20 protein-coding genes are annotated in these 18,429 nt (G+C 70.9%); 10 read left to right on the top strand and 10 right to left on the bottom strand.

Translation table 11 applies throughout. The annotated features are described in order from the left end of the window. Positions 1 to 130 precede the first annotated feature (130 nt). Both AB0I43_RS15520 and AB0I43_RS15515 read left to right on the top strand, forming a co-directional pair. The gene (locus tag AB0I43_RS15520) at positions 131 to 1,852 is read left to right on the top strand and encodes a hydrogenase maturation protein (RefSeq protein WP_356973418.1); all 1,722 of its coding nucleotides are present in this window, start codon (positions 131 to 133) and stop codon (positions 1,850 to 1,852) included. Positions 1,853 to 1,868: 16 nt separating this feature from the next. Then, a complete protein-coding gene (locus AB0I43_RS15515; protein ID WP_356973417.1) occupies positions 1,869 to 2,726 on the top strand; it encodes an MHYT domain-containing protein in 858 nt (285 codons plus the stop codon). On the opposite strand, the gene AB0I43_RS15510 is transcribed toward AB0I43_RS15515, so the two are convergent. After that, positions 2,713 to 3,786: an AsnC family transcriptional regulator gene (locus tag AB0I43_RS15510; RefSeq protein WP_356973416.1), complete on the bottom strand. Its 1,074-nt coding sequence runs from the start codon at positions 3,784 to 3,786 to the stop codon at positions 2,713 to 2,715. The genes AB0I43_RS15515 and AB0I43_RS15510 overlap by 14 nt on opposite strands. A 74-nt stretch (positions 3,787 to 3,860) precedes the next feature. On the opposite strand from AB0I43_RS15510, the gene AB0I43_RS15505 reads away from it, so the two are divergent. Then, positions 3,861 to 5,024: an alpha-hydroxy-acid oxidizing protein gene (locus AB0I43_RS15505; RefSeq protein WP_356973415.1), complete on the top strand. Its 1,164-nt coding sequence runs from the start codon at positions 3,861 to 3,863 to the stop codon at positions 5,022 to 5,024. 1 nt (position 5,025) lies between these two features. Here the strand turns inward: AB0I43_RS15505 and AB0I43_RS15500 are convergent, their stop codons facing one another. Then, positions 5,026 to 5,706: a hypothetical protein gene (locus tag AB0I43_RS15500; protein WP_356973414.1), complete on the bottom strand. Its 681-nt coding sequence runs from the start codon at positions 5,704 to 5,706 to the stop codon at positions 5,026 to 5,028. Positions 5,707 to 5,851: 145 nt separating this feature from the next. On the opposite strand from AB0I43_RS15500, the gene AB0I43_RS15495 reads away from it, so the two are divergent. Continuing rightward, positions 5,852 to 6,778 (top strand): NADP-dependent oxidoreductase, encoded by a 927-nt coding sequence (locus tag AB0I43_RS15495; RefSeq protein ID WP_356973413.1) that lies wholly within the window; start codon positions 5,852 to 5,854, stop codon positions 6,776 to 6,778. On the opposite strand, the gene AB0I43_RS15490 is transcribed toward AB0I43_RS15495, so the two are convergent. Then, a complete protein-coding gene (locus tag AB0I43_RS15490) occupies positions 6,768 to 7,319 on the bottom strand; it encodes a helix-turn-helix domain-containing protein (RefSeq protein ID WP_356973412.1) in 552 nt (183 codons plus the stop codon). The genes AB0I43_RS15495 and AB0I43_RS15490 overlap by 11 nt on opposite strands. A 209-nt stretch (positions 7,320 to 7,528) precedes the next feature. On the opposite strand from AB0I43_RS15490, the gene AB0I43_RS15485 reads away from it, so the two are divergent. The 4 genes from AB0I43_RS15485 to AB0I43_RS15470 all read left to right on the top strand — a co-directional run bounded on the left by AB0I43_RS15485 (position 7,529) and on the right by AB0I43_RS15470 (position 11,585). Next, positions 7,529 to 8,746: a cytochrome P450 gene (locus AB0I43_RS15485; protein ID WP_356973717.1), complete on the top strand. Its 1,218-nt coding sequence runs from the start codon at positions 7,529 to 7,531 to the stop codon at positions 8,744 to 8,746. Positions 8,747 to 8,825: 79 nt separating this feature from the next. Then, the gene (locus AB0I43_RS15480; RefSeq protein WP_356973411.1) at positions 8,826 to 10,049 is read left to right on the top strand and encodes a prolyl oligopeptidase family serine peptidase; all 1,224 of its coding nucleotides are present in this window, start codon (positions 8,826 to 8,828) and stop codon (positions 10,047 to 10,049) included. A 107-nt stretch (positions 10,050 to 10,156) separates the two neighbouring features. After that, positions 10,157 to 10,981 carry a DUF4344 domain-containing metallopeptidase gene (locus AB0I43_RS15475; RefSeq protein ID WP_356973410.1) on the top strand — a complete coding sequence of 275 codons (825 nt, stop codon included), beginning with the start codon at positions 10,157 to 10,159 and terminating at the stop codon, positions 10,979 to 10,981. A 34-nt stretch (positions 10,982 to 11,015) separates the two neighbouring features. Beyond that, positions 11,016 to 11,585 carry an NUDIX domain-containing protein gene (locus AB0I43_RS15470; protein WP_356973409.1) on the top strand — a complete coding sequence of 190 codons (570 nt, stop codon included), beginning with the start codon at positions 11,016 to 11,018 and terminating at the stop codon, positions 11,583 to 11,585. Between the two features lie 60 nt (positions 11,586 to 11,645). Here the strand turns inward: AB0I43_RS15470 and AB0I43_RS15465 are convergent, their stop codons facing one another. Further along, a complete protein-coding gene (locus tag AB0I43_RS15465; RefSeq protein WP_356973408.1) occupies positions 11,646 to 12,134 on the bottom strand; it encodes a DNA starvation/stationary phase protection protein in 489 nt (162 codons plus the stop codon). 112 nt (positions 12,135 to 12,246) lie between these two features. Continuing rightward, on the bottom strand, positions 12,247 to 12,891 hold the full coding sequence (locus AB0I43_RS15460) for a hypothetical protein (protein WP_356973407.1): 645 nt from the start codon (positions 12,889 to 12,891) through the stop codon (positions 12,247 to 12,249). A 142-nt stretch (positions 12,892 to 13,033) separates the two neighbouring features. Here AB0I43_RS15460 and AB0I43_RS15455 point away from each other — a divergent pair, with 142 nt between their 5' ends. Beyond that, entirely contained in the window at positions 13,034 to 13,516 is a 483-nt protein-coding gene (locus AB0I43_RS15455) for a nucleoside deaminase (protein ID WP_356973716.1), read from the top strand. A gap of 11 nt (positions 13,517 to 13,527) precedes the next feature. On the opposite strand, the gene AB0I43_RS15450 is transcribed toward AB0I43_RS15455, so the two are convergent. Next, positions 13,528 to 14,304, bottom strand: coding sequence for an NAD(P)H-dependent oxidoreductase (locus AB0I43_RS15450; RefSeq protein ID WP_356973406.1), 777 nt, complete (start codon positions 14,302 to 14,304; stop codon positions 13,528 to 13,530). 91 nt (positions 14,305 to 14,395) lie between these two features. On the opposite strand from AB0I43_RS15450, the gene AB0I43_RS15445 reads away from it, so the two are divergent. Beyond that, positions 14,396 to 14,761: a helix-turn-helix domain-containing protein gene (locus tag AB0I43_RS15445; protein ID WP_356973405.1), complete on the top strand. Its 366-nt coding sequence runs from the start codon at positions 14,396 to 14,398 to the stop codon at positions 14,759 to 14,761. Positions 14,762 to 14,767: 6 nt separating this feature from the next. On the opposite strand, the gene AB0I43_RS15440 is transcribed toward AB0I43_RS15445, so the two are convergent. The 4 genes from AB0I43_RS15440 to AB0I43_RS15425 form a co-directional block, all read right to left on the bottom strand. Continuing rightward, positions 14,768 to 16,396 (bottom strand): ABC transporter permease, encoded by a 1,629-nt coding sequence (locus AB0I43_RS15440; RefSeq protein WP_356973404.1) that lies wholly within the window; start codon positions 16,394 to 16,396, stop codon positions 14,768 to 14,770. Then, positions 16,396 to 17,316 carry an ABC transporter ATP-binding protein gene (locus tag AB0I43_RS15435; RefSeq protein ID WP_356973403.1) on the bottom strand — a complete coding sequence of 307 codons (921 nt, stop codon included), beginning with the start codon at positions 17,314 to 17,316 and terminating at the stop codon, positions 16,396 to 16,398. Before AB0I43_RS15435 ends, AB0I43_RS15440 begins: the two co-directional genes overlap by 1 nt. A 29-nt stretch (positions 17,317 to 17,345) precedes the next feature. Next, the gene (locus tag AB0I43_RS15430; RefSeq protein WP_356973402.1) at positions 17,346 to 17,630 is read right to left on the bottom strand and encodes a hypothetical protein; all 285 of its coding nucleotides are present in this window, start codon (positions 17,628 to 17,630) and stop codon (positions 17,346 to 17,348) included. Positions 17,631 to 17,834: 204 nt separating this feature from the next. Continuing rightward, positions 17,835 to 18,404: a hypothetical protein gene (locus AB0I43_RS15425; RefSeq protein ID WP_357432193.1), complete on the bottom strand. Its 570-nt coding sequence runs from the start codon at positions 18,402 to 18,404 to the stop codon at positions 17,835 to 17,837. Positions 18,405 to 18,429: the final 25 nt, after the last annotated feature.

Here is an 18,429-nt window from a genome sequence, read left to right as displayed (position 1 = left end):
CGGACCAGCGGTTTCGCTGATGTATCGCGCGGCCGGGCGAAGTCGTTTCGGCGAACGCCAAAGTGCATAACGGCTTGATTACGGTTAACTTCCCCTGGTGCAGAACCGGACAACCGGGACGCCACCAACCATGTCGCACGAAATCCGCCTGATGGAGTATCCCTTGCGCATCCTGCTGGTCGCCAGCGCCTTCAACAGCCTCACCCAGCGCGTCCATACCGAATTACGGGACCGTGGACACCACGTCGGGGTCGAATTGGCGTTGGGCGATGATCCGTTACGGGCGGGCGTAGCGCGATTCCAGCCGGATCTGATCCTCGCGCCGATGCTGACCCGGGCGATTCCCGAGGACATCTGGACCGAGCACACCGTGCTCATCGTGCACCCGGGCCCGAAGGGCGATCGCGGTCCCTCGTCGCTGGACTGGGCGATCAGCACCGGCGCGCCGGACTGGGGCGTCACCGTGCTGCAGGCCGTCGCCGAGATGGACGCCGGGCCCATCTGGGCCTCGGTGCCGTTCCCGGTCGCGCCGGTGGGCAAGAGCGCGCTGTACCGCAACGAGGTCGCCGACGCCGCGCTGACGGCGGTCCTGCTGGCCGTGCGCCGCTTCGAGAGCGGCACGTTCGTGCCGGAACCGCTGGACTACGGCCGTCCCGACGTCAAGGGCGAGCTGCGCCCCTATCACGCGCAGCCGAACCGGCGCATCGATTGGACGGCCGACGACACGGCGACGGTGCTGCGCAAACTCCGGGCAGCCGATTCCCAGCCGGGCGTCCTCGATGAACTGTTCGGCCGCGAATTCTTCCTGCACGGCGGGCACAACGAGGACGAACTACGCGGCCAGCCCGGCACGGTGATCGCCACCCGCGACGGCGCGATCTGCCGGGCGACCATCGACGGCGCGGTGTGGCTGCCGCAGCTGCGGGCCCGGCGCCTGCCGGGCGGACCCGCCACCTTCAAACAGCCCGCCGTCGACGCGCTCGGCGCACTGCTGCCCGCGGTCGCGGAGATTCCGGTCTCCCCCGCCGCGGCCGCCGTGCGCGACACCTGGTCGGAAATCCGCTACCGCGAACAGGATTCGGTCGGCTACCTGGAGTTCGCCTTCGCCGGCGGCGCGATGAGCACGGGCCAGTGCCGGCGTCTGCTCTACGCCTACGAGCAGGCCCGCACCCGCCCGATCAACGTGCTGGTGCTGGGCCCGGAACGCGACTTCTTCTCCAACGGCATCCATCTCAACGTGATCGAGGCCGCCGCCGACCCCGGCGCGGAATCGTGGCGCAACATCAACGCGATGGACGACCTGGTCGAGGCCATCCTGACCACGACCGACAAGCTCGTGATCGCCGCACTGCCGGGCAACGCCGCCGCCGGGGGCATCATGCTGGCGCTGGCCGCCGACGAGGTGTGGTGCCGCGAATCCGCCGTGGTGAACCCGCATTACAAGCTGATGGGCCTCTACGGCTCGGAGTACTGGACCTACACCCTGCCGCGCCGGGTCGGCCCGGAACTGGCCGAAAAGCTCACCGAGGCAACGCTTCCGGTCGGCGCGCGGGCCGCCCGGGCGCTCGGCCTGATCGATCAGGTCATCCCCGGCAACCCGGCGGCGTTCTGGGCCTGGACCCGCACCCAGGCCGCTGCCCTGGCCGATTCGCCGGAGCTGGCCACCCGGCTGGTGGAGAAGAAGCGCCGACTGGCCGCCGACGAGGCCGTCAAGCCGCTCAGCGCCTACCGCGCCGAGGAACTCACCCGGATGCGGGAGAACTTCGCACCCGGCTCGCCCTACCACGAGCTGCGCCGCAATTTCGTCCACAAGGTCTGCGCCACCGCGACCCCGGCACATCTGCTCGGCTGAAAGCTACGGAGCAACAATGGAATTCGATCATTTCAGCTACGGGTGGGTCACGCCGGTCGTGGCGTATCTCATCTCGGTGCTCGGCTCGCTGCTCGGGCTGCGCTGTACCTCGCACGCGCGCCTGGCCGAATGGCCGGCCGGCTGGCTGGCCGCGGCCGCCGTCTCGCTCGGCGGCGCGGGCATCTGGGTCATGCATTTCACCGCGATGCTCGGCTTCGCCATCCCCGGCGCCACCATCCGCTACGACGTCCCGATGACGCTGCTCAGCGCCGCTATCGCGATCGTGTTCGTGTGGATCGGGCTGTCCATCGTGGTGCGCGGACGGCGCGAGCTGGTGGCGCTGCCGATCGGCGGCGCGGTCACCGGCCTGGGCGTGGCCGCCATGCACTACCTGGGCATGTTCGCCATGGAGACCGGCATGGAGATGGAGTACGCGCTGGGCACGGTGGCGCTGTCGATCCTCATCGCGGTGGTCGCCGCGACCGCGGCGCTGTGGTTCATGCTGCATGTGCGCGGGCTGGCCGCCACCGTCGGCGCCGCCACCATCATGGGCCTGGCGGTCTGCGGAATGCATTACACCGGAATGTATTCCATGCACGCACCGCATCACGCCCAGCACGCCGTCGCGCCGGAGGCCGGCGTGGAGCCGACCCAGCTGCTCACCCCGCTCATCGTGACCGTCACGCTGGTGCTGATGATGCTGGTCATCCTGGTCGGCTTCGCCGAGATCGACGAGCGCAGCACCCGCGACGACCGCCTGGCTCCGGAGCCGCGCGAGGCCGTCACGCACTGGCCGACCACCGACGACGTGCGCCGCAAGGCCAACGCCGACTGGTCGCTGCGGGAGACCGATCGCGAACTCAGCCGGCGCTGAGCCCGGGGGCGCGCCAGATATCGGGGGCCACCGTGGCCAGCGACCGGCCCAGCGGGTCGAGCACGCGGCCGAGCAGTTTGTCGTGCCGCAGCGTCACCACGCGCATCCCGACCACCAGGTCGGGATGCGCCGCGGCGATTTCGGTTTCGAAGCGCAGCACGTCCCCGACCGAATGCAGGCTGGCCTGGAGCACCAGGTTGTGCGCCCCGGTGACGGCGGCGCAGTTGCGGGTCTGCGGCAGCCGCACCAGCGCGCCGCCGATCTCGTGCAGTCGTTCGGCCGGCGCGCTCGCCCAGAAGGTGACCGCGACCGGCCAGCCACCGAGCGGCCGCGCGAAATCGCAGCGGAAACGGAACAGTCCGAGCCGCGTCAGCTCCTCGATGCGGCGTTTGACGGTCGCGGGCCCGACGCCCAGCCGGGCGGCCAGGGTCGCGTAGGCGGCGCGGCCGTCCTCGGCGAGCACACCGAGCAGAGCGCGGTCCCCGTCGGTGAGCCGCCCGCGATCGCGGGCCGCGGAGCGCGGCACGGCCGGCGCGGCCAGCCGGGTGCGCTGCTGGGGATCCAGGGCGTCGATGCGCCAGTCACCGCCCTCGGTGAACAGGTGGGTGATCAGGTCCGCGCGCACCGCCGTCACGTGCGGCAGCCCCGGCAGCACGTCGAGGGTGTAGTGGGACATGGCCGCCAGATCGGCCGTGCCGGCGGTGGCCAGGATGTGGTGCGGTCCGGCGGCGCGCTCCAGGGTCACCAGGTGCGGGTGCCGGGCGAGTTCGGCGGCCACCGCGCCGGTATGCCCGGCGGCGCACTCGATGCGCAGGTAGGCCAGGCAGACGCGCTCGAACAGGCGAGGTCCGGGCGAGACGCCGACCCAGGCCGCGCCGCGAGCGGTCAGGCGCTGCCAGCGCCGCGCGACGGTGACCGGGTCGACGCCCAGCGCGTGTCCCAGCTCGGTCCACCCAGCCCGGGGCCGCAGTTGCAGCGCGTGGATCAGTGCGAGGTCGTCCTCGGTGAGTAGATCGCTGTTTCCTGCGTTCAGTACGGCTTCATGGTCTTTATCCTGCATTCCAGACCTCCTGAGCATGAGATATCGGACTGTATCGAGGAAAGCTGTCGGTGTGGTCGGAGAGGTCGAAGAGCATGGCGTTCGGGGACTATCAGAACGAGATCTACTTCCGCGGGCTCGGCGGCGTCCTGCCGGACCTGCCGATGAAGTTCGCCGAACTGCGCGACCGGGCCCGGGCCGCGCTGTCGCCGTCGCTGTGGTCCTATGTCGCGGGCGGCGCGGGCGACGAGCGCACCCAGGACGCCAATGTGTCCGCGTTCGACGGCTGGGGTCTGGTGCCGCGCATGTTCGTCGGCGCGAAGGAGCGTGACCTGAGCATCGACCTGTTCGGAATGGCGCTGCCCACACCGGTTTTCCTGGCGCCGGTGGGCGTCGTCGGCCTGTGCACGCAGGACGGACACGGCGATCTGGCCACCGCCCGCGCCGCCGCGCGCACCGGCGTGCCGATGGTGGCCTCGACGCTGACGGTCGACCCGCTCGAGCAGGTCGCGGCCGAATTCGGTGATACCCCGGGCTTTTTCCAGCTCTACACCCCGACCGACCGGGAGCTCGCGGCCAGCCTGGTGCGGCGGGCCGAACAGTCCGGCTACCGCGGCATCGTGGTCACGCTCGACACCTGGATCACCGGGTGGCGGCCGCGCGATCTGGCCACCGGCAACTTCCCGCAGCTGCGCGGGCACTGCCTGGCCAACTATTTCAGCGACCCGGTCTTCCGCGCCGGCCTGGCCCGCTCCCCCGAGGACGATCCGCAGGGCGCGGTGCTGCGCTGGATCCAGCTCTTCGGCAACCCGCTCACCTGGGCAGACCTGCCGTGGCTGCGGTCACTGACCGACTTGCCGCTGCTGGTCAAGGGCATCAGCCATCCCGACGACGCGCGCCGGGCGCTGGCCGAGGGCGCGGACGGCGTCTACTGCTCGAATCACGGTGGGCGCCAAGCCAACGGCGGCCTGCCCGCGCTGGACGTGCTGCCCGAGATCGTGGCGGCGGCCGACGGCGCACCGGTGCTGTTCGACTCCGGGATCCGCAGCGGCGCCGACATCGTCAAGGCGCTGGCGCTGGGTGCGACGGCGGTCGGCGTCGGCCGGCCCTACGTCTACGGCGCCGCCCTCGGCGGGACCGACGGCATCGTGCACGTGCTGCGCGCGCTGCTGGCCGAAGCCGACCTGATCATGGCCGTGGACGGCTACCCGACCGTGCGGGATCTGACGCCCGAGACGCTGCGCCGCGTGCGCGGCTGACTCAGCGGAAGCCCCGGAAACCGGTGGATTGCAACAACTGCGCGCGGCCCAGGTAGTCGACGGGCAGGTACTTCTCCGGGCCCGTGGTCCAGGGCTGACCGGACTCCGGGTCGTACCGGTCCGGCATCGCGACGCCCGCGGGCGCGTAGGCGTCGAAGCCGGTGGCGGCGGTGCTGTAGGTGGCCCGCCACAGGTGATCGCCGAACGCGACGACGCCCGCGACGTCGGTGGCGGCCGCCGCGCCGCGCAGGTCGGCGACCTGCTCGGCGACGCCCAACGTGGACAGGTAGACCAGTGTGCCGTCCGGGTTGCGCCGCGGATCGATGGATACGACTCCGGTCAGCCCGTACTTCGCGGTCAGCACCTCCGCGATCTCGATCTGCGCGTAGACCGGGATGTCGCGGTCGCCGCGGGCGCGCACGACGGCCGCGGCGAGTTCCTCGTTGACCGGGCCCGGCGCGCCGACGGTGCGCGCGGGGTCGGCGCCGGCGGGAATCCGGTTTCCGAAGGCGTAGGCGATGATCAGGTCGAAGCTGCCCGGGTCGGCGACCGGCACTTCCCACAGCCCGTCCGGCAGCCGGTACTCCGCGACCGGCTCCGGCTCGGAGTGGGCCGCGGCGGCCACGGACAGCGGGGCCGCCAGCGCGAGCAGGGCGGTAGCACAGAGACGGGCGAAGCTCATGCGGCGACGCTATCGGGTGCGCACTGACAGTGGGTGAACGGGCGTCTACCAGCGACTCGCAGATTTTTGTTGCGTTGAGGAATATCCCTGGTGTACTAATTGCTCAAGCAATAATCCTCACATCAACTAATCACGGGAGAACCCGATGTACGCCATCACCCAGAACACCTTCGGCGGCCCGGAAGTGCTGCACGGCACCGAGATCGACCGGCCCGAGCCCGGGCCCGGCGAGGTGCTCGTGCGCGTGCGCGCCGCGGGCGTCAACCCGGTCGACGCCGCCGTCCGCGCCGGATACTTCCCGCTGTTCCCCACACCGCCGCGGGTACTGGGCTGGGATGTGGCCGGGGTCGTCGAATCCGCCGGCGCGGACGTGGACCGGTTCGCCGCCGGCGCGGAGGTCTTCGGCCTGATCGGGTTCCCCGGCGAAGCGGGTACCTACGCGGAATACGTCGTGGCGCGGGCCGAGCAACTCGCGCCCAAGCCCGCCGCGCTGTCCATGGCCGAGGCGGGCGCGCTACCGCTGGCCGGGCTGACCGCCTGGCAGGCGCTGGTGCAGATCGCCGAGGTGGCGGCCGGGCAGCGGGTGCTGATCCACGCCGCGGCCGGCGGCGTCGGGCACCTGGCGGTGCAACTCGCGAAGGCCCGGGGCGCGCACGTCATCGCGACCGCGCGCACGGTGAACCACGACTTCCTGCGCGCGCTCGGCGCGAATCAGCTGATCGACTACACGAGCACCGATTTCGCGACGACCGTGGATATCGTGGACGTCGTGCTCGACCTGGTCGGCGGCGACTACGCCGAGCGCTCCGCACCGCTGCTGCGCCCCGGCGGCATGCTCGTCACCACGGTCGGGCACAACCCGGGGTTCACTCCCGAAGCGGCCGAGCGGCACGGGATCCGGTTCGGCACGGTGTTCGTGCAGCCCGCGGCTCAAGAGCTGGGTGAGCTCGCCACGCTCGCCGCCGACGGCGCGCTGCGGGTGCACGTGGAGCACGAATTCCCGCTCGGCGAAGCCGCGAAGGCGCACGCTCCGGCGGGCGGCGCCAAGGGCAAGACCGTCCTCATCCCTTGAACAGGGGGCCGACGAAGCGTTCCACCATCCGGCGTTCGGCCGCGGCGTCCGCGGCCGGCCACGTCAGCAGTGACAGCACCACCCGCACGATCCACTGGGCCGCCTCGTCGTCCGGGGCGATGCGAGTGAGCGCGGTGGCGATGCGGCGCAATTCCGGTGCGGTGGTGAGCAATTCGTCGGTCGTGCCCGCGCGGGTGCGGCTCAGCCAGTGTGCCAGGGCCGGATCCGCGCGGATGGCGACGACCGAGGCGAGAATCGCCTCGACGGCGCGCCGGGGGCCGCGGTAGGGCTCGACCGCGACGGCGACCCGCTCGGCCACGGTCTCGGCCGCGCGAGTGAGCACCCGGTGCACGAGCGCGGATTTGCCGCCGCACTGCCGGTAGAGCGTGGCCCGGGAACAGCCGGCGCGCGCAGCGATCTCGTCGACGCCGACCTTGCCGATGCCGCGTTCGAAGAACAATTCGGCGGCGGCGGTCTCGATCCGTTCGCGCGCCACCGTGGCCCGTACGCCACCGGCCAGCCAGTCCACCCGCTCCGACATCGTCTCCACTCCTTCGCCGCACATCGTTGTCGCGTTGTGAGACACAATTCCGGAAAAGTCTCGTCCTGAACAGGGGCTATCCGATATCCCCAGCCACCCGATCACAACGAAGGTTCTCGATGCGAGACCACGATTGACACGGATTCCGCCGCCGCGCACCGTGGGCGCTCCCACGGATTCCACGACAACGGGAGCGGCCCATGACGACGATGTCACCCGGCGAGATCGACATTTTCGACCCCGGGCACCTCGACGATCCCTATCCCGCGCTGGCTCGCCTGCGCGCCCGCCGGCCGGTGTACACCGTGCCGGGCACCGACTTCCATCTCGTGACGTCCTGGGAGTTGGTCACGGAGGCGGCGGCGCGCACCGCGGACTTTTCCTCGCATCTGACCGGGCTGCTGGTCCAGCAGCCCGGCGGGCCGCCGGCGACCTTCGACATGGACGGCGGCGGGCAAGCCGTGCACGTACTGGCCACCGCCGACGATCCCGCGCACGCGGCGCATCGGAAATTGGTGCTGCCCTTGCTGTCCCGGCGGTTGCGCACCCTCGGCCCGGTCGTCGAGCGGCTGGTCGAGCGGCTGTGGGACGAGGAATTGCGCGACGATCGGCTCGAATGGGCGACCGGCATGGCGGACCGGCTGCCGCTGGCGCTGGTCGCCGATCTCATCGGGTTGCCGGGGGCGGCGGTGCCCCAACTGCTCACCTGGGCCTACGACAGCACCGAGATGCTCGGCGGTGTCGTGTCCGCCGAGCGACTACCCCGGCTGGTCGGCTCGGCCGCCGCGCTGGCCGCCTATCTGGCCGACCAGTTGGCCGCCGCGAAAAAAACTGTCGTGCGGGAGAATTCGACGCTGCTGCCGATCCTGGCCGGGGCCTGCGCCGACGGGGCGCTCGCGGACGATGTCGCGGTGCTCATGCTGGTGCAGTTGATCGGCGCGGGCGGTGAATCGACCGCGGGGCTGATCGCCAACGCGGCGTGCGTGCTCGCCACCGATGCCGGATTACAGCGCCGGGTGCGCGCCCACCCCGAACTCCTGCCCGGGTTGCTCGAGGAAACACTGCGCTGGGAGTCGCCCTTTCGCGGGCACCACCGGCATGTGCGCGCCGACACCAGGCTCGGCGGCGTGGAGCTGGCGGCGGGCAGTCATCTGCTTCTGCTCTGGGGCGCGGCGAATCGCGATCCGTCGGTCTTCGCCGATCCCGACGTCTTCCAGCTCGAGCGCCCCCAGGTCCGCAGGCATCTCGCCTTCGGCAAGGGCGCCCACTTCTGCGTCGGCTCGGCCCTGGCCAAACTCGAAGCGACAGCGGCGCTTACGGCGCTGCTGCGGCGCAGCGCGTGGATCGAGCTCGCGGGGCCCGCGCAGTGGGTGCCCAGCATCTTCGTGCGCCGGCACGCCCGCCTCCCGCTGCGGATTCATCGGTGACCGGTCCGGCGGCGCACCGGAATCCCAGGGCGACCGAGCGGTATGTTCGAAGCCCGGCCACGAGACGAGGAGACCCCGGATGAGCCTGTCACGGACGATCGCCCGCGGTTTCGCCGTGGCAGCAGCCCTCGCGCTGATGACGCCGGGTGCGGGACCGGCCGCCGCCGACGCCGGGCCTGCCGGGCTCGAGTTCTACACGCCGCCGGGCGCTCTCGTCGCGGGCGAGCACGGGTCGGTGATCTGGTCACGTCCGCTCACCGCGTCGCCCGCGCTGGCCGGGGCGCACAACGAGTTGGTGCTCTATCGCTCGGTCGATCTGCGGGGCGACACGGTCGCGGTGTCGGGCACCGTGGCCGTCCCCGTCGGCACGCCCCCGCCGGGCGGGTGGCCGCTGATCTCGTGGGCGCACGGCACCACGGGCGTCGCCGATGTCTGCGCGCCGTCCCGCGATACCGGCCCGGACTACCCGGCCCACGACTACACCACCCTGACCGGGCAGTTCCTGCAGCGCTGGATCGACGCCGGTTACGCCGTCGCCCAGACCGACTATCAAGGGCTGGGCACGCCCGGTCCGCACGGCTACCTCATCGGCGCGGCCGAACAGCGCGCCGTCGCCGACATCGCCCGCGCCGCACGGGAACTGCATCCGGCCATCGGCGAGCGCTGGGTCGCGGTCGGTCATTCCCAGGGCGGTCAGGCGGCCGCCTTCACCAATGCCCAGTCCCCCGAATGGGTTCCGGAACTCGACCTGCTCGGCACCGTCGCCATCGCGCCCGCCTCGCACCTCGGCCCCGCGATGCAGGGCGCCCAGCTGGTCGCGCGACTCGGCGCCACCGCCCCCGCCGCACCGGTCCTGAAATCCGCCGCACCCCTGCTGCCGCTGATCGTGCGCGGCGCACAGACCGTCGCCCCGCTCGATACCGCGCAACTGCTCACCCCAGAGGCCGACGCCCTGCTGCCCCTGGCCGACGAGAGCTGCGTCGCCCGCCTCCGTCAACCCGACGCCTGGGCCGGGCTCCCCAACGGCCAGGCCATCGCCGCCACCGCCGACCTCACCCCCTTCCGCCAGGTCCTCGACGCCAACGACCCGAGCACCCTGCGCCTCCCCGCCCCCTTCCTGGTGATCCAGGGCCGCACCGACACCGTCGTCACCCCCCAGCTCACCGACGCCATGGTCACCCGCCTCACCGCCACCGGCCAGCCCGTCGACTACCGCACCTACCCCGACCGCGACCACCGCACCGTCCTGGCCGCCGCCTTCCCCGACATCCGCACCTGGACCGACACCCGCTTCGGCCGCTGATCAGGCGGTCCGGGCATCCCCGCATCGATATCCGCGATGAACCTCCGGGTTCGGGATATAACGGGTGCGTCGATCGATCTTCCGGGACGGGCGAGCGAGGGGCATCCATGACGACGATCGTGCGGTTCTGGGCTGCGGTTTCGAGTGCTGTCGTGCTGGTGGCGGGGTTGAGTGGGTGTGTCGCCGGGCGGAGTGAGGCGGCGGCGGGGCGGTTCGTGGCGGAGTATCGGGAGGCCGGGTCCGAGTCGGCGGTGCGGGGGAAGGAGCTGGCGACGCGGCATCGGGTGCTGGAGCGGTTCGCCGAGGAGGCGGACAGCTTCTTCATCCTGCCGCGCGATGTGCCGATCATCGGGCGGCAGTGCGACGAGGAGAACGCGTACTGGGATCCCCAAGAGGGGCGGATCGAGTTCTGCTACGAATTCCTGGACAGCATGGACCGATTCGCGGCCGCGCACGACGGCGGGTCGCCGGCGGAGCGGACGCGGCTGCTGACAGCGGTGGCGAGCATGATCTTCTACCACGAGACCGGGCACATGGCGATCGATCTGTTCGGGCTCCCGGCTACGGGCCGCGAGGAGGACGCCGCCGATCAGCTGGCGACGCTGGTCCTGCTGAGTACCCCCGACCATTCGGGCGGCGCGGACGCCGTGGCGGCGGCCGAGTACTGGTGGTCCGGCGCCGCCGATCCGGCCGACCTCGATTCCGGCAGCTTCGCCGACGTGCACGCCCTCGACGCGGTGCGCGGCTACAACCTGCTGTGCTGGGTGTACGGGTCCGACCCGGACGCCTACCCGGCCATCGTCGCGCCCCGGGGCCCGCTGCCCACCGCGCGTGCCGCCGGATGCCCGTCGGAATACCAGCACATGCGATCGGCGTGGAACACGCTGCTGGCGTCCCATGTGAAGGGTGAGTTCGGGGCCGCGGCCAACTGAAAGTTGTCGGACCCCGCGGCTACGGTGTGCGGCCATGGAAACCGCCACCGCCGTCGTCGCCGGGATCGTTCGCGGCATCACTCCGTTCGACGCGGTCGAGCAGGCGCACCGCGACGAAACCCTGACCTGGCTGGCAAGCACCGACGACATCTTCCGCCGCCGCAAACCGGCGACGCCGACGCCGCATCTGGTGTCCTACATCGTGCCCGTGGATCCGGACGGGCGCGCTCTGCTGCTCGGCCGGCACCGATTGTCGGGCCTGTGGTTACCGCCGGGCGGGCACGTCGAACCGGCCGAGCACCCGAGAGCGGCGGCCGAGCGTGAAGCCCGCGAAGAACTGGGCAGGCCCGCCGATTTCACCGTGCTGGGCCCCGATCCCCTGTTCCTCACCGTGAACCCGATCCGCGATCGGCTCGGCGGCCACGTCGACATCTCGCTCTGGTATCTCACCCGGGCGGACCGGAAAGCGGACTGGCAGTTGGATCCCCGGGAGTTCGACGGCGGATCCTGGTGGGATATCGACCGATTCGGCCTTCCGGAATCCGATCCGCACCTGCCGCGCTTCATCGCCAAACTGGACGCGGGACTGGCCGCCTGCCCGTGAAACCGGCGCGGCCGGTCCCGGCGCGTCAGCGCCCGGACCGGCCGCGGGGCCGACCACACATCAGCTCTGGGCTGTTTGAGCTTGGAACATCCAGTGGTGCTCTTCGAGCTTGGCGGTGATGCCGATGAGCAGATCCTGGGTGACCGGGTCGGCGGTCTCGGTGGCTTGAATGTGCTTGCGCAACTGGCGAACACTCGCGTCCAGCCGGGACACGATCAGCTCGATGACCGCGTTGTCGGCCAGGTAGCCGGCCGGGAACTCCGGGGCGCCCTCGGCGACCGTGGCGGATCGGCCGTCGGGCGAGATGCCCAGCGCGGCGGCGCGTTCGGCGACCGCGTCGGAGAACTCCCGGGCGCTGTCGACCAGTTCGTCCAGTTGCAGATGGACCGAGCGGAAATGCGGACCGACGACATTCCAGTGCGCCTGTTTAGCGGCGAGGCTCAGATCGATCAGATCGGTGAGCGCTTCCTGCAGGACGACGCCGACCACCTTGGTTTCGGCCTTGCCGAGCGTTCCCGCGATAGCCCTCTTGGACAGCGTTGCAGTCACGATTGCTCCTTCTCTAGGGTTGACCTTTTCTGGAACAATTCCATTTTAGCTCCGCGCATGCCCGCTGCCATGGTCACCTTGATCACATTCGCCTGACCAGGCGTTCCAACGGTCAAAAGGGATATTGCGCGGACAACTCTCCGGCGAAGCGGTGGGCGGCGTGCTCGCGCAGACGGCGGCCGTAGACCGGGTGTGCGGCCAGATCGGTGTAGGTCTCGAACGCGCACTCGACCAGCCCGGCCACCTGGGCTGCGTAGACGTCGAAGCCCGGGTACATCAACCCGGCGTACGGCAGGTCGTCGACATCGAGTGCCAGGATCGGATACTCGCCCGCGGAATCCGGCTCGCCCACCGCCAGGACCCGGCGCGAATCCGAGCCGCCGGGCAACAGGAAGCACTCCGGAAACCGTTCGGCCAGCGGCGCGTACAGCTCGCCCCAGGGTTGACCGAGTTCGTCGACGGCCAGCCGATCCAGCGGGCGCGGCGCGAAATCGCCTGCCGCGGTGAACCATCCGTGCCGCTCGAACAGGCCGGTGTCGAAGGCCAGCCAGGCGCGCAGACTCGGCGAGAGCGGCCGCCCGGACGGAAATACCGCCGCCGCCAGCGCATCCGCCGCCAGCGGCCGCGGTTCGCCCAGCACCCACGGGGTGTGCCCGACCCACGCCACCGGTTCGAACATCGGCCGGCCGTGATCCCCCCGGATCGACGCGAGCACCTGCTGTGTCAACGCGGCTCCGTGCCGCGCCTGTTCTGTCATGCGGCGAAAATTAACAGGGCACACCGACATCCGCACGGCCCGCGCGGCGCCGCGGGCGCTATGTTGACCTGCGTCAGCAGCCCCCGCCCGGAAGGACACCCCGATGCCGGAAACCAGTGGCCGGTCCGACGACGCACCCGCGCTGAACGAGCACGAGCTGGCGCACCTGCGCCGCTGCGTGGAGCTGGCGGCCGAGGCCCTGGCCGCGGGCGATCGCCCGTTCGGCTCGCTGCTGGCCGACGCGGCGGGCAACCGCCTGGCCGAGGACCGCAATCGCGAGATCACCACCGCCGACCCGATGCGTCACCCGGAGATCGAGCTCGCGCGCTGGGCGCAGCAGCACCTTCCCCCGGCCGAGCGCGCGACCGTCACGATGTTCACCTCCGGTGAGCACTGCCCGATGTGCGCCACCGCGCACGCCCTGGCCGGTCTGGGCCGCATCGTCTACGTCAGCTCCACGGCGCAGTTGACCCGGTGGCAGCGCGAGTGGGGCGCCGCGCCCGCGCCGTTCCGCCCGCTCTCGATCCGCGACGTCGCACCCGGCATCGAGACGGTCGGCCCGGTCCCCGCCCTGGCGGACGAAATGCGCGAGCTCTATCGGCAGGTGCCCTGGCCGTCGGCCTGAGTCGCGGCCCCTCACCCAGCGAGGCGATGCACGGCGAGGCCGTGCCGCCCGGGCTCGACGCCGTCGCGCAATTCGTGCGTGTCGGTGTAGTCGCCGCCGCGCAGTGACCGGTACCGGATCGGCGATTCGCCGCCGAGCCCGTCCAGCCGGGCCTCGAGCGCCCGGAACTGCTGGTCGCGGCCGGCCTCGTCCAGATGGTGCACGCTGCCGATGAGGTGCGGGCGCAGCGGCAGCATGCCGGTGTAGTGCGCGGTCCCGTGCAGCAGCGGCCACAGCACATCGTCGATGTCGCCGCTGATGCCGCGCGAACCCAGCGCCACATCCCGGTCACCGGCGGTGACGATGGGCAGCATCCGCCGCCCGGCCAGACCGCCGTCACCGTATTTGCGCACCTTGCCGTCCGCGTCCTTGACGCCGAAGGCGAAGCCGTTGGTGAAGACCCGGTCGAACCAGCCCTTGAGGATCGCGGGCATGCCGTACCACCAGAGCGGGAACTGCACGATGACGGTGTCGGCCGCGAGGACGAGGCGCTGCTGGCGCACCACGTCGGCGGGCAGCTCGCCGCGCAGGGTGGCGTGGCGCTGGCGATCGGACAGCGTCGCCCCGGGCGCGCCGTCGGTGTCCGCGGGACCGAGCACCGGGTTCCAGTTTTCGGCGTGCAGGTCCACGCCGGTGACCTCCGCGCCGGAAGCACGCAGGTGGTGCGTGCCGTGCCGGTACAGCGCATGACTCAGCGATGCGGTGTCCGGGTGGGCCAGGAGCCAGAGAACCGTTCCGGAAGTAGTCATAGGTCTACTGTGGAAGGTAATCCCGGAAATGCCAAGTACTGACAATTCGATCACATAGTGTCAGAAATGTAAGTGTCCAGGTAGGAGCGTTATGCGCAAGCAGGTGGAGACCGCGCTCACGGTCTGCCCGGTCGAGGTCGCCGTCTCGGTGCTCGGCGGGGCGTGGAAGCTGACGATCATCAAGCATCTGCTGCCGGGCCGCCGCCGGTTCGGCGAACTCGGCCGCCTGGTCGGCTCGGTCAACCCCCGGGTGCTGACCCGCCAGCTGCGCGAGCTCGAAGCCGACGGCCTGGTCGAGCGCACCGTCTATCCCGAGGTGCCGCCGCGGGTCGAGTACGCCCTCACCCCGCTCGGCGAGTCCCTGGCGCCCGCGGTCGCCTGGCTGGATCGGTGGGGCGCGGATTACGCCGCCACCGTCGCACGCCCCGAAGCACCGGCCGGGCCGCCCGGCCGGTGATCGGCCCTACTTGCTGTCCAGATCGCGCCGCCGGAAACCGCCGCCGCCGATCGCCAGCAGGGTCGCGGCGAGCAACGCCAGCACGAGCAGTGGCGACCAGCGCACCGACTCCAGCGGCAACCCCGCGACATGCTCGAACGGCGACAGGTCGACGACCCACTGCGGCGGTCGCATGATCGAGCCGAACAGGCCCAGCACCAGCGCCAGGCCGAAAACCGCCCACACCACGCCGATCAGGCGCGGGAACATGCCGAACAGCACCGCCGCCAGCCCCAGCACCACCAGCACCGCGGGCAAATACACCATATGGGCCGCAACGACTTTCGGGATGTATCCGCTGTCGCCGAGGGCGACCGCGGCCGCCACCCCGAGGGCCGCGCCGTTGAGGAACAGCAGCGCCGCCGCCCCGGCCGCCAGCACGCCCATCCAGCTGCCGAACCAGGCGCCGCGCCCGGCTCCGGCGGCGAGCACGGGCTCGGCGTAGCCGCGGCTCTCCTCGCGCCGCAGACCCTGCACGCCGAGGATCACGAAGATCGTCACCAGCAGCGCGTCCAGAAAGCTCATGGTGCTGAGGTAGCCGTCGATCATCCGATCCGGGTCACCGCCCATCACCTCGACGACATTGCCGGGCAACTCGTCGAAGGAGCGCAGCAGCGAGCGGGTCAATCCGCCGTAGAGCAGGCCGGTAGCCACCAAACCCGCACTCCAGCCGATCAATCCGGCGCGCTGCAACCGATACGCCAGTGCGACAGTCGAATTCAGCCACTGCGGCGCGTACGCGGGGCCGCGGCGCGGCGCGATCAGCCCGGCGTTGAGATCGCGCCGCGACAGCAGCGCGTAGGACAGGCCCGCGGCGATCGCCGCGCAGGTCACCGACAGGGCCAGCGGCCACCAGCGCGGTTCGACGTAGGCCCGGGTCTGCTGCGACCAGGCCAGCGGCGAGAACCAGGACAGCGTGCTGCCGCCGGCCTGGATCGAATCCCCGGCCGCGCGCACCACATACGCCACACCCAGCGCCGCCCCGGCCAAACCCGTTGCCGCACGGGAGTACTCGGTGATCTGCACGGTGACGGCCGCGAGCCCCGCGAACACCAGACCCGCCGCGCCGATGCCCGCGCCGAACAGCAGCGCGCCCGAGGTGTCCAGCCCGGTGAGCACGAAAACGCTCGAGATCGCCAGCGCCAGCGCCACGTTCACCGCGACCGCGACGGACAGCGCGGCGGTGAGCTGCGCGTAGCGGCCGACCACATTGGAGCGCAGCAGCTCCGCGCGGCCGGTCTGCTCCTCGGCCCGGGTGTGCCGGGCGATGAGCTGGATGTTCAGCAGCCCGGCCAAGACCAGGAAGTACAGGCCGTAGAGCCCGACGACGACGGATTCGACCGTGGGATCGGTGAATCCGTAGCCGGGACCGGCGACCAGTGCCCCGGTCACGCCCTGGGAGAACCGTCCGACACCGCGTAGGTCCGCGTCGGTGGGATAGAGCTGGGGTATCGCCGTGGCGAAGTAGACGCCCAGGAGGGTGAGCCCGGACAGCCACAGCGGCAACACCACCCGGTCCCGGCGCAGCGCGAATCGGATCAGGCCGGCGGTGCCGGTGAAACCGGTGCAGCGCGAGGTCTCCAGCACGACGGTCATCACACGCTCGCCTTCTGCGCGCCACCCGTGGCGGCGAGCTCATCGCCGTAGTGCCGCAGCATGAGCTCCTCCAGGGTCGGCGGGTGGCTGGTGAGCGAGCGCAGGCCCGCGGCGCTGAGCGCGGCGACCGCCGCGTCGAGCGCTGTGCCGTCCACGTCGAAGGCGACCCGGTCCCCGGTGGTGCGGACATGGTGCACGCCTTCGAGTTCCGCGAGGCCGGTGACCTCGGCGGCGGTCACCGCCGTCACCGAGGTGCGGGTCAGCTGCCGCATCTCGGCCAGCGTCCCGGACTGCACGGTGCGCCCCCGCCGGATGATGCTGACCCGGTCGGCCAGGTTCTCCACCTGCGCGAGAATATGACTGGACAGCAGCACCGTCGCGCCGGCCCGCTTCACCTCCGCCACCACGCTCTGGAACACGGCCTCCATCAACGGATCCAGGCCCGCGGTCGGTTCGTCGAGCAGGTAGAGCTCCACGTCGGCGGCCAAGGCGGCGATCAGCGCCACCTTCTGGCGGTTGCCCTTGGAGTACGTGCGCCCCTTCTTCGTGGGATCCAGGTCGAAGCGCTCGATCAGTTCGTCGCGCCGGGCCCGGTCCAGGCCGCCGCGCAGCCGCCCGAACAGATCGATGGCCTCGCCGCCGGTGAGATTGGGCCACAGCTCGACATCGCCCGGCACGTAGGCCAGGCGGCGGTGCAGGCCGACCGCGTCGTGCCAGGGGTCGCGACCGAGCAGACGTACTTGGCCCGCATCGGCTTTCAGCAGACCGAGCAGCACCCGGGTGGTGGTGGTCTTGCCCGCGCCGTTGGGTCCTAGGAATCCGTGCACTTCGCCGCGTGCGACTTCCAGGTCGAGACCGTCGAGCGCGATGGCCGAGCCGAAGGATTTACGCAGGCTGCGAATGTCGATGGCGGTTTCCATGGGAAGAGCTTACACATTCTGTTCAGAACCTACTGAAGTGTCTGAATTACCATTCGGGAATTCCACAGCAGGTCCAGCGCCCGCACCAGCCGCGCCTCCAATTCCCCTGGCGGAGCGCAGACATCGAGCAGACTCAGCGCGGCGAGGGTGTCGCGCAGTGCCGCCACGGTGGCGTCGAATTCGGCCGCCGTCACCGCGTCCGCACACCGGCGGCGGGATTCGACGGCGCACCGCTCGGCGGGCGGCACGGCGTCCAGCGCATACGGATAGGCCAGCTCCAGCAATTCGGCGTCCGGGCGCCCGGCGGAGGTCATATCGGCCAGCTCGCTCTCACTCGCATCCCTTCGAATTCGTCGCGGCGCAGCGGAATTCGTGAGATCGATGCCGCCGACCCGGCCCGGGCCACGCACGGGCCCGGAGTCGAAGCTCCGCCGCGCCCACTCGGGCACGAAAGTATTTCGCACCGAAACGCGCGGCGGTTTGGTGATGCTGAGAATTTGCGGAAGTAGCCTCTGCGGTTACCGTCCGAGTTCGCCGTACACGGCGGCGGCGGTGCCCACCGCGGCGAAGTCGAAGTCGTAGTGGTGAACCAGGAAGAGGCCGGCGCCGAGCACGAGCAGCACCGTCGCCGCGGCGTAGAGCCGCTCGAAGCGCGTTCGCGCGCGGGCCGATTCGGTTCTCTCCGCCGATTCCCTGGCCGCCTCCAGGCGGTCCACCCCGGATAGCACGCGGGACAGCAGCCCCGGCGGCGGCGGACAGCTGTCGGACCGGCCCAGCATCGCCAGCGCCAGCCGCACCCGCGCCACCGCGGTGTCGAATGCGGCCGCGGTGGCGGGGTCGGCGTGGGCGCGGCAGCGATCGATATCCGCGCGCTCCACCTCATCGATCGCGTCGATCGCATATATGTAGGCGCGATCGAGCAGGTCGGCACGGCGGGGCTCGTCGGCGCTCATCGGGGCCTCTTCCTGCGCAGCAATCGGTGGGCGTTCGAACGCATCACGGAACCAGATCGGCTGGCCCGAGAATACCGTTCGATCGACGGTGCCAGAGATCTTGGCGCGGGGCGTGTCCGAGCACTCGGCACGCACCGCAACCATGATTGCTAGACAATAG

Source organism: Nocardia sp. NPDC050435, assembly GCF_040655395.1.
In the GTDB taxonomy this organism is placed as follows: Bacteria; Actinomycetota; Actinomycetes; order Mycobacteriales; family Mycobacteriaceae; genus Nocardia.
Note: the sequence above shows the minus strand (reverse complement) of the source record. Positions and strands in the feature narration are given on the sequence as shown.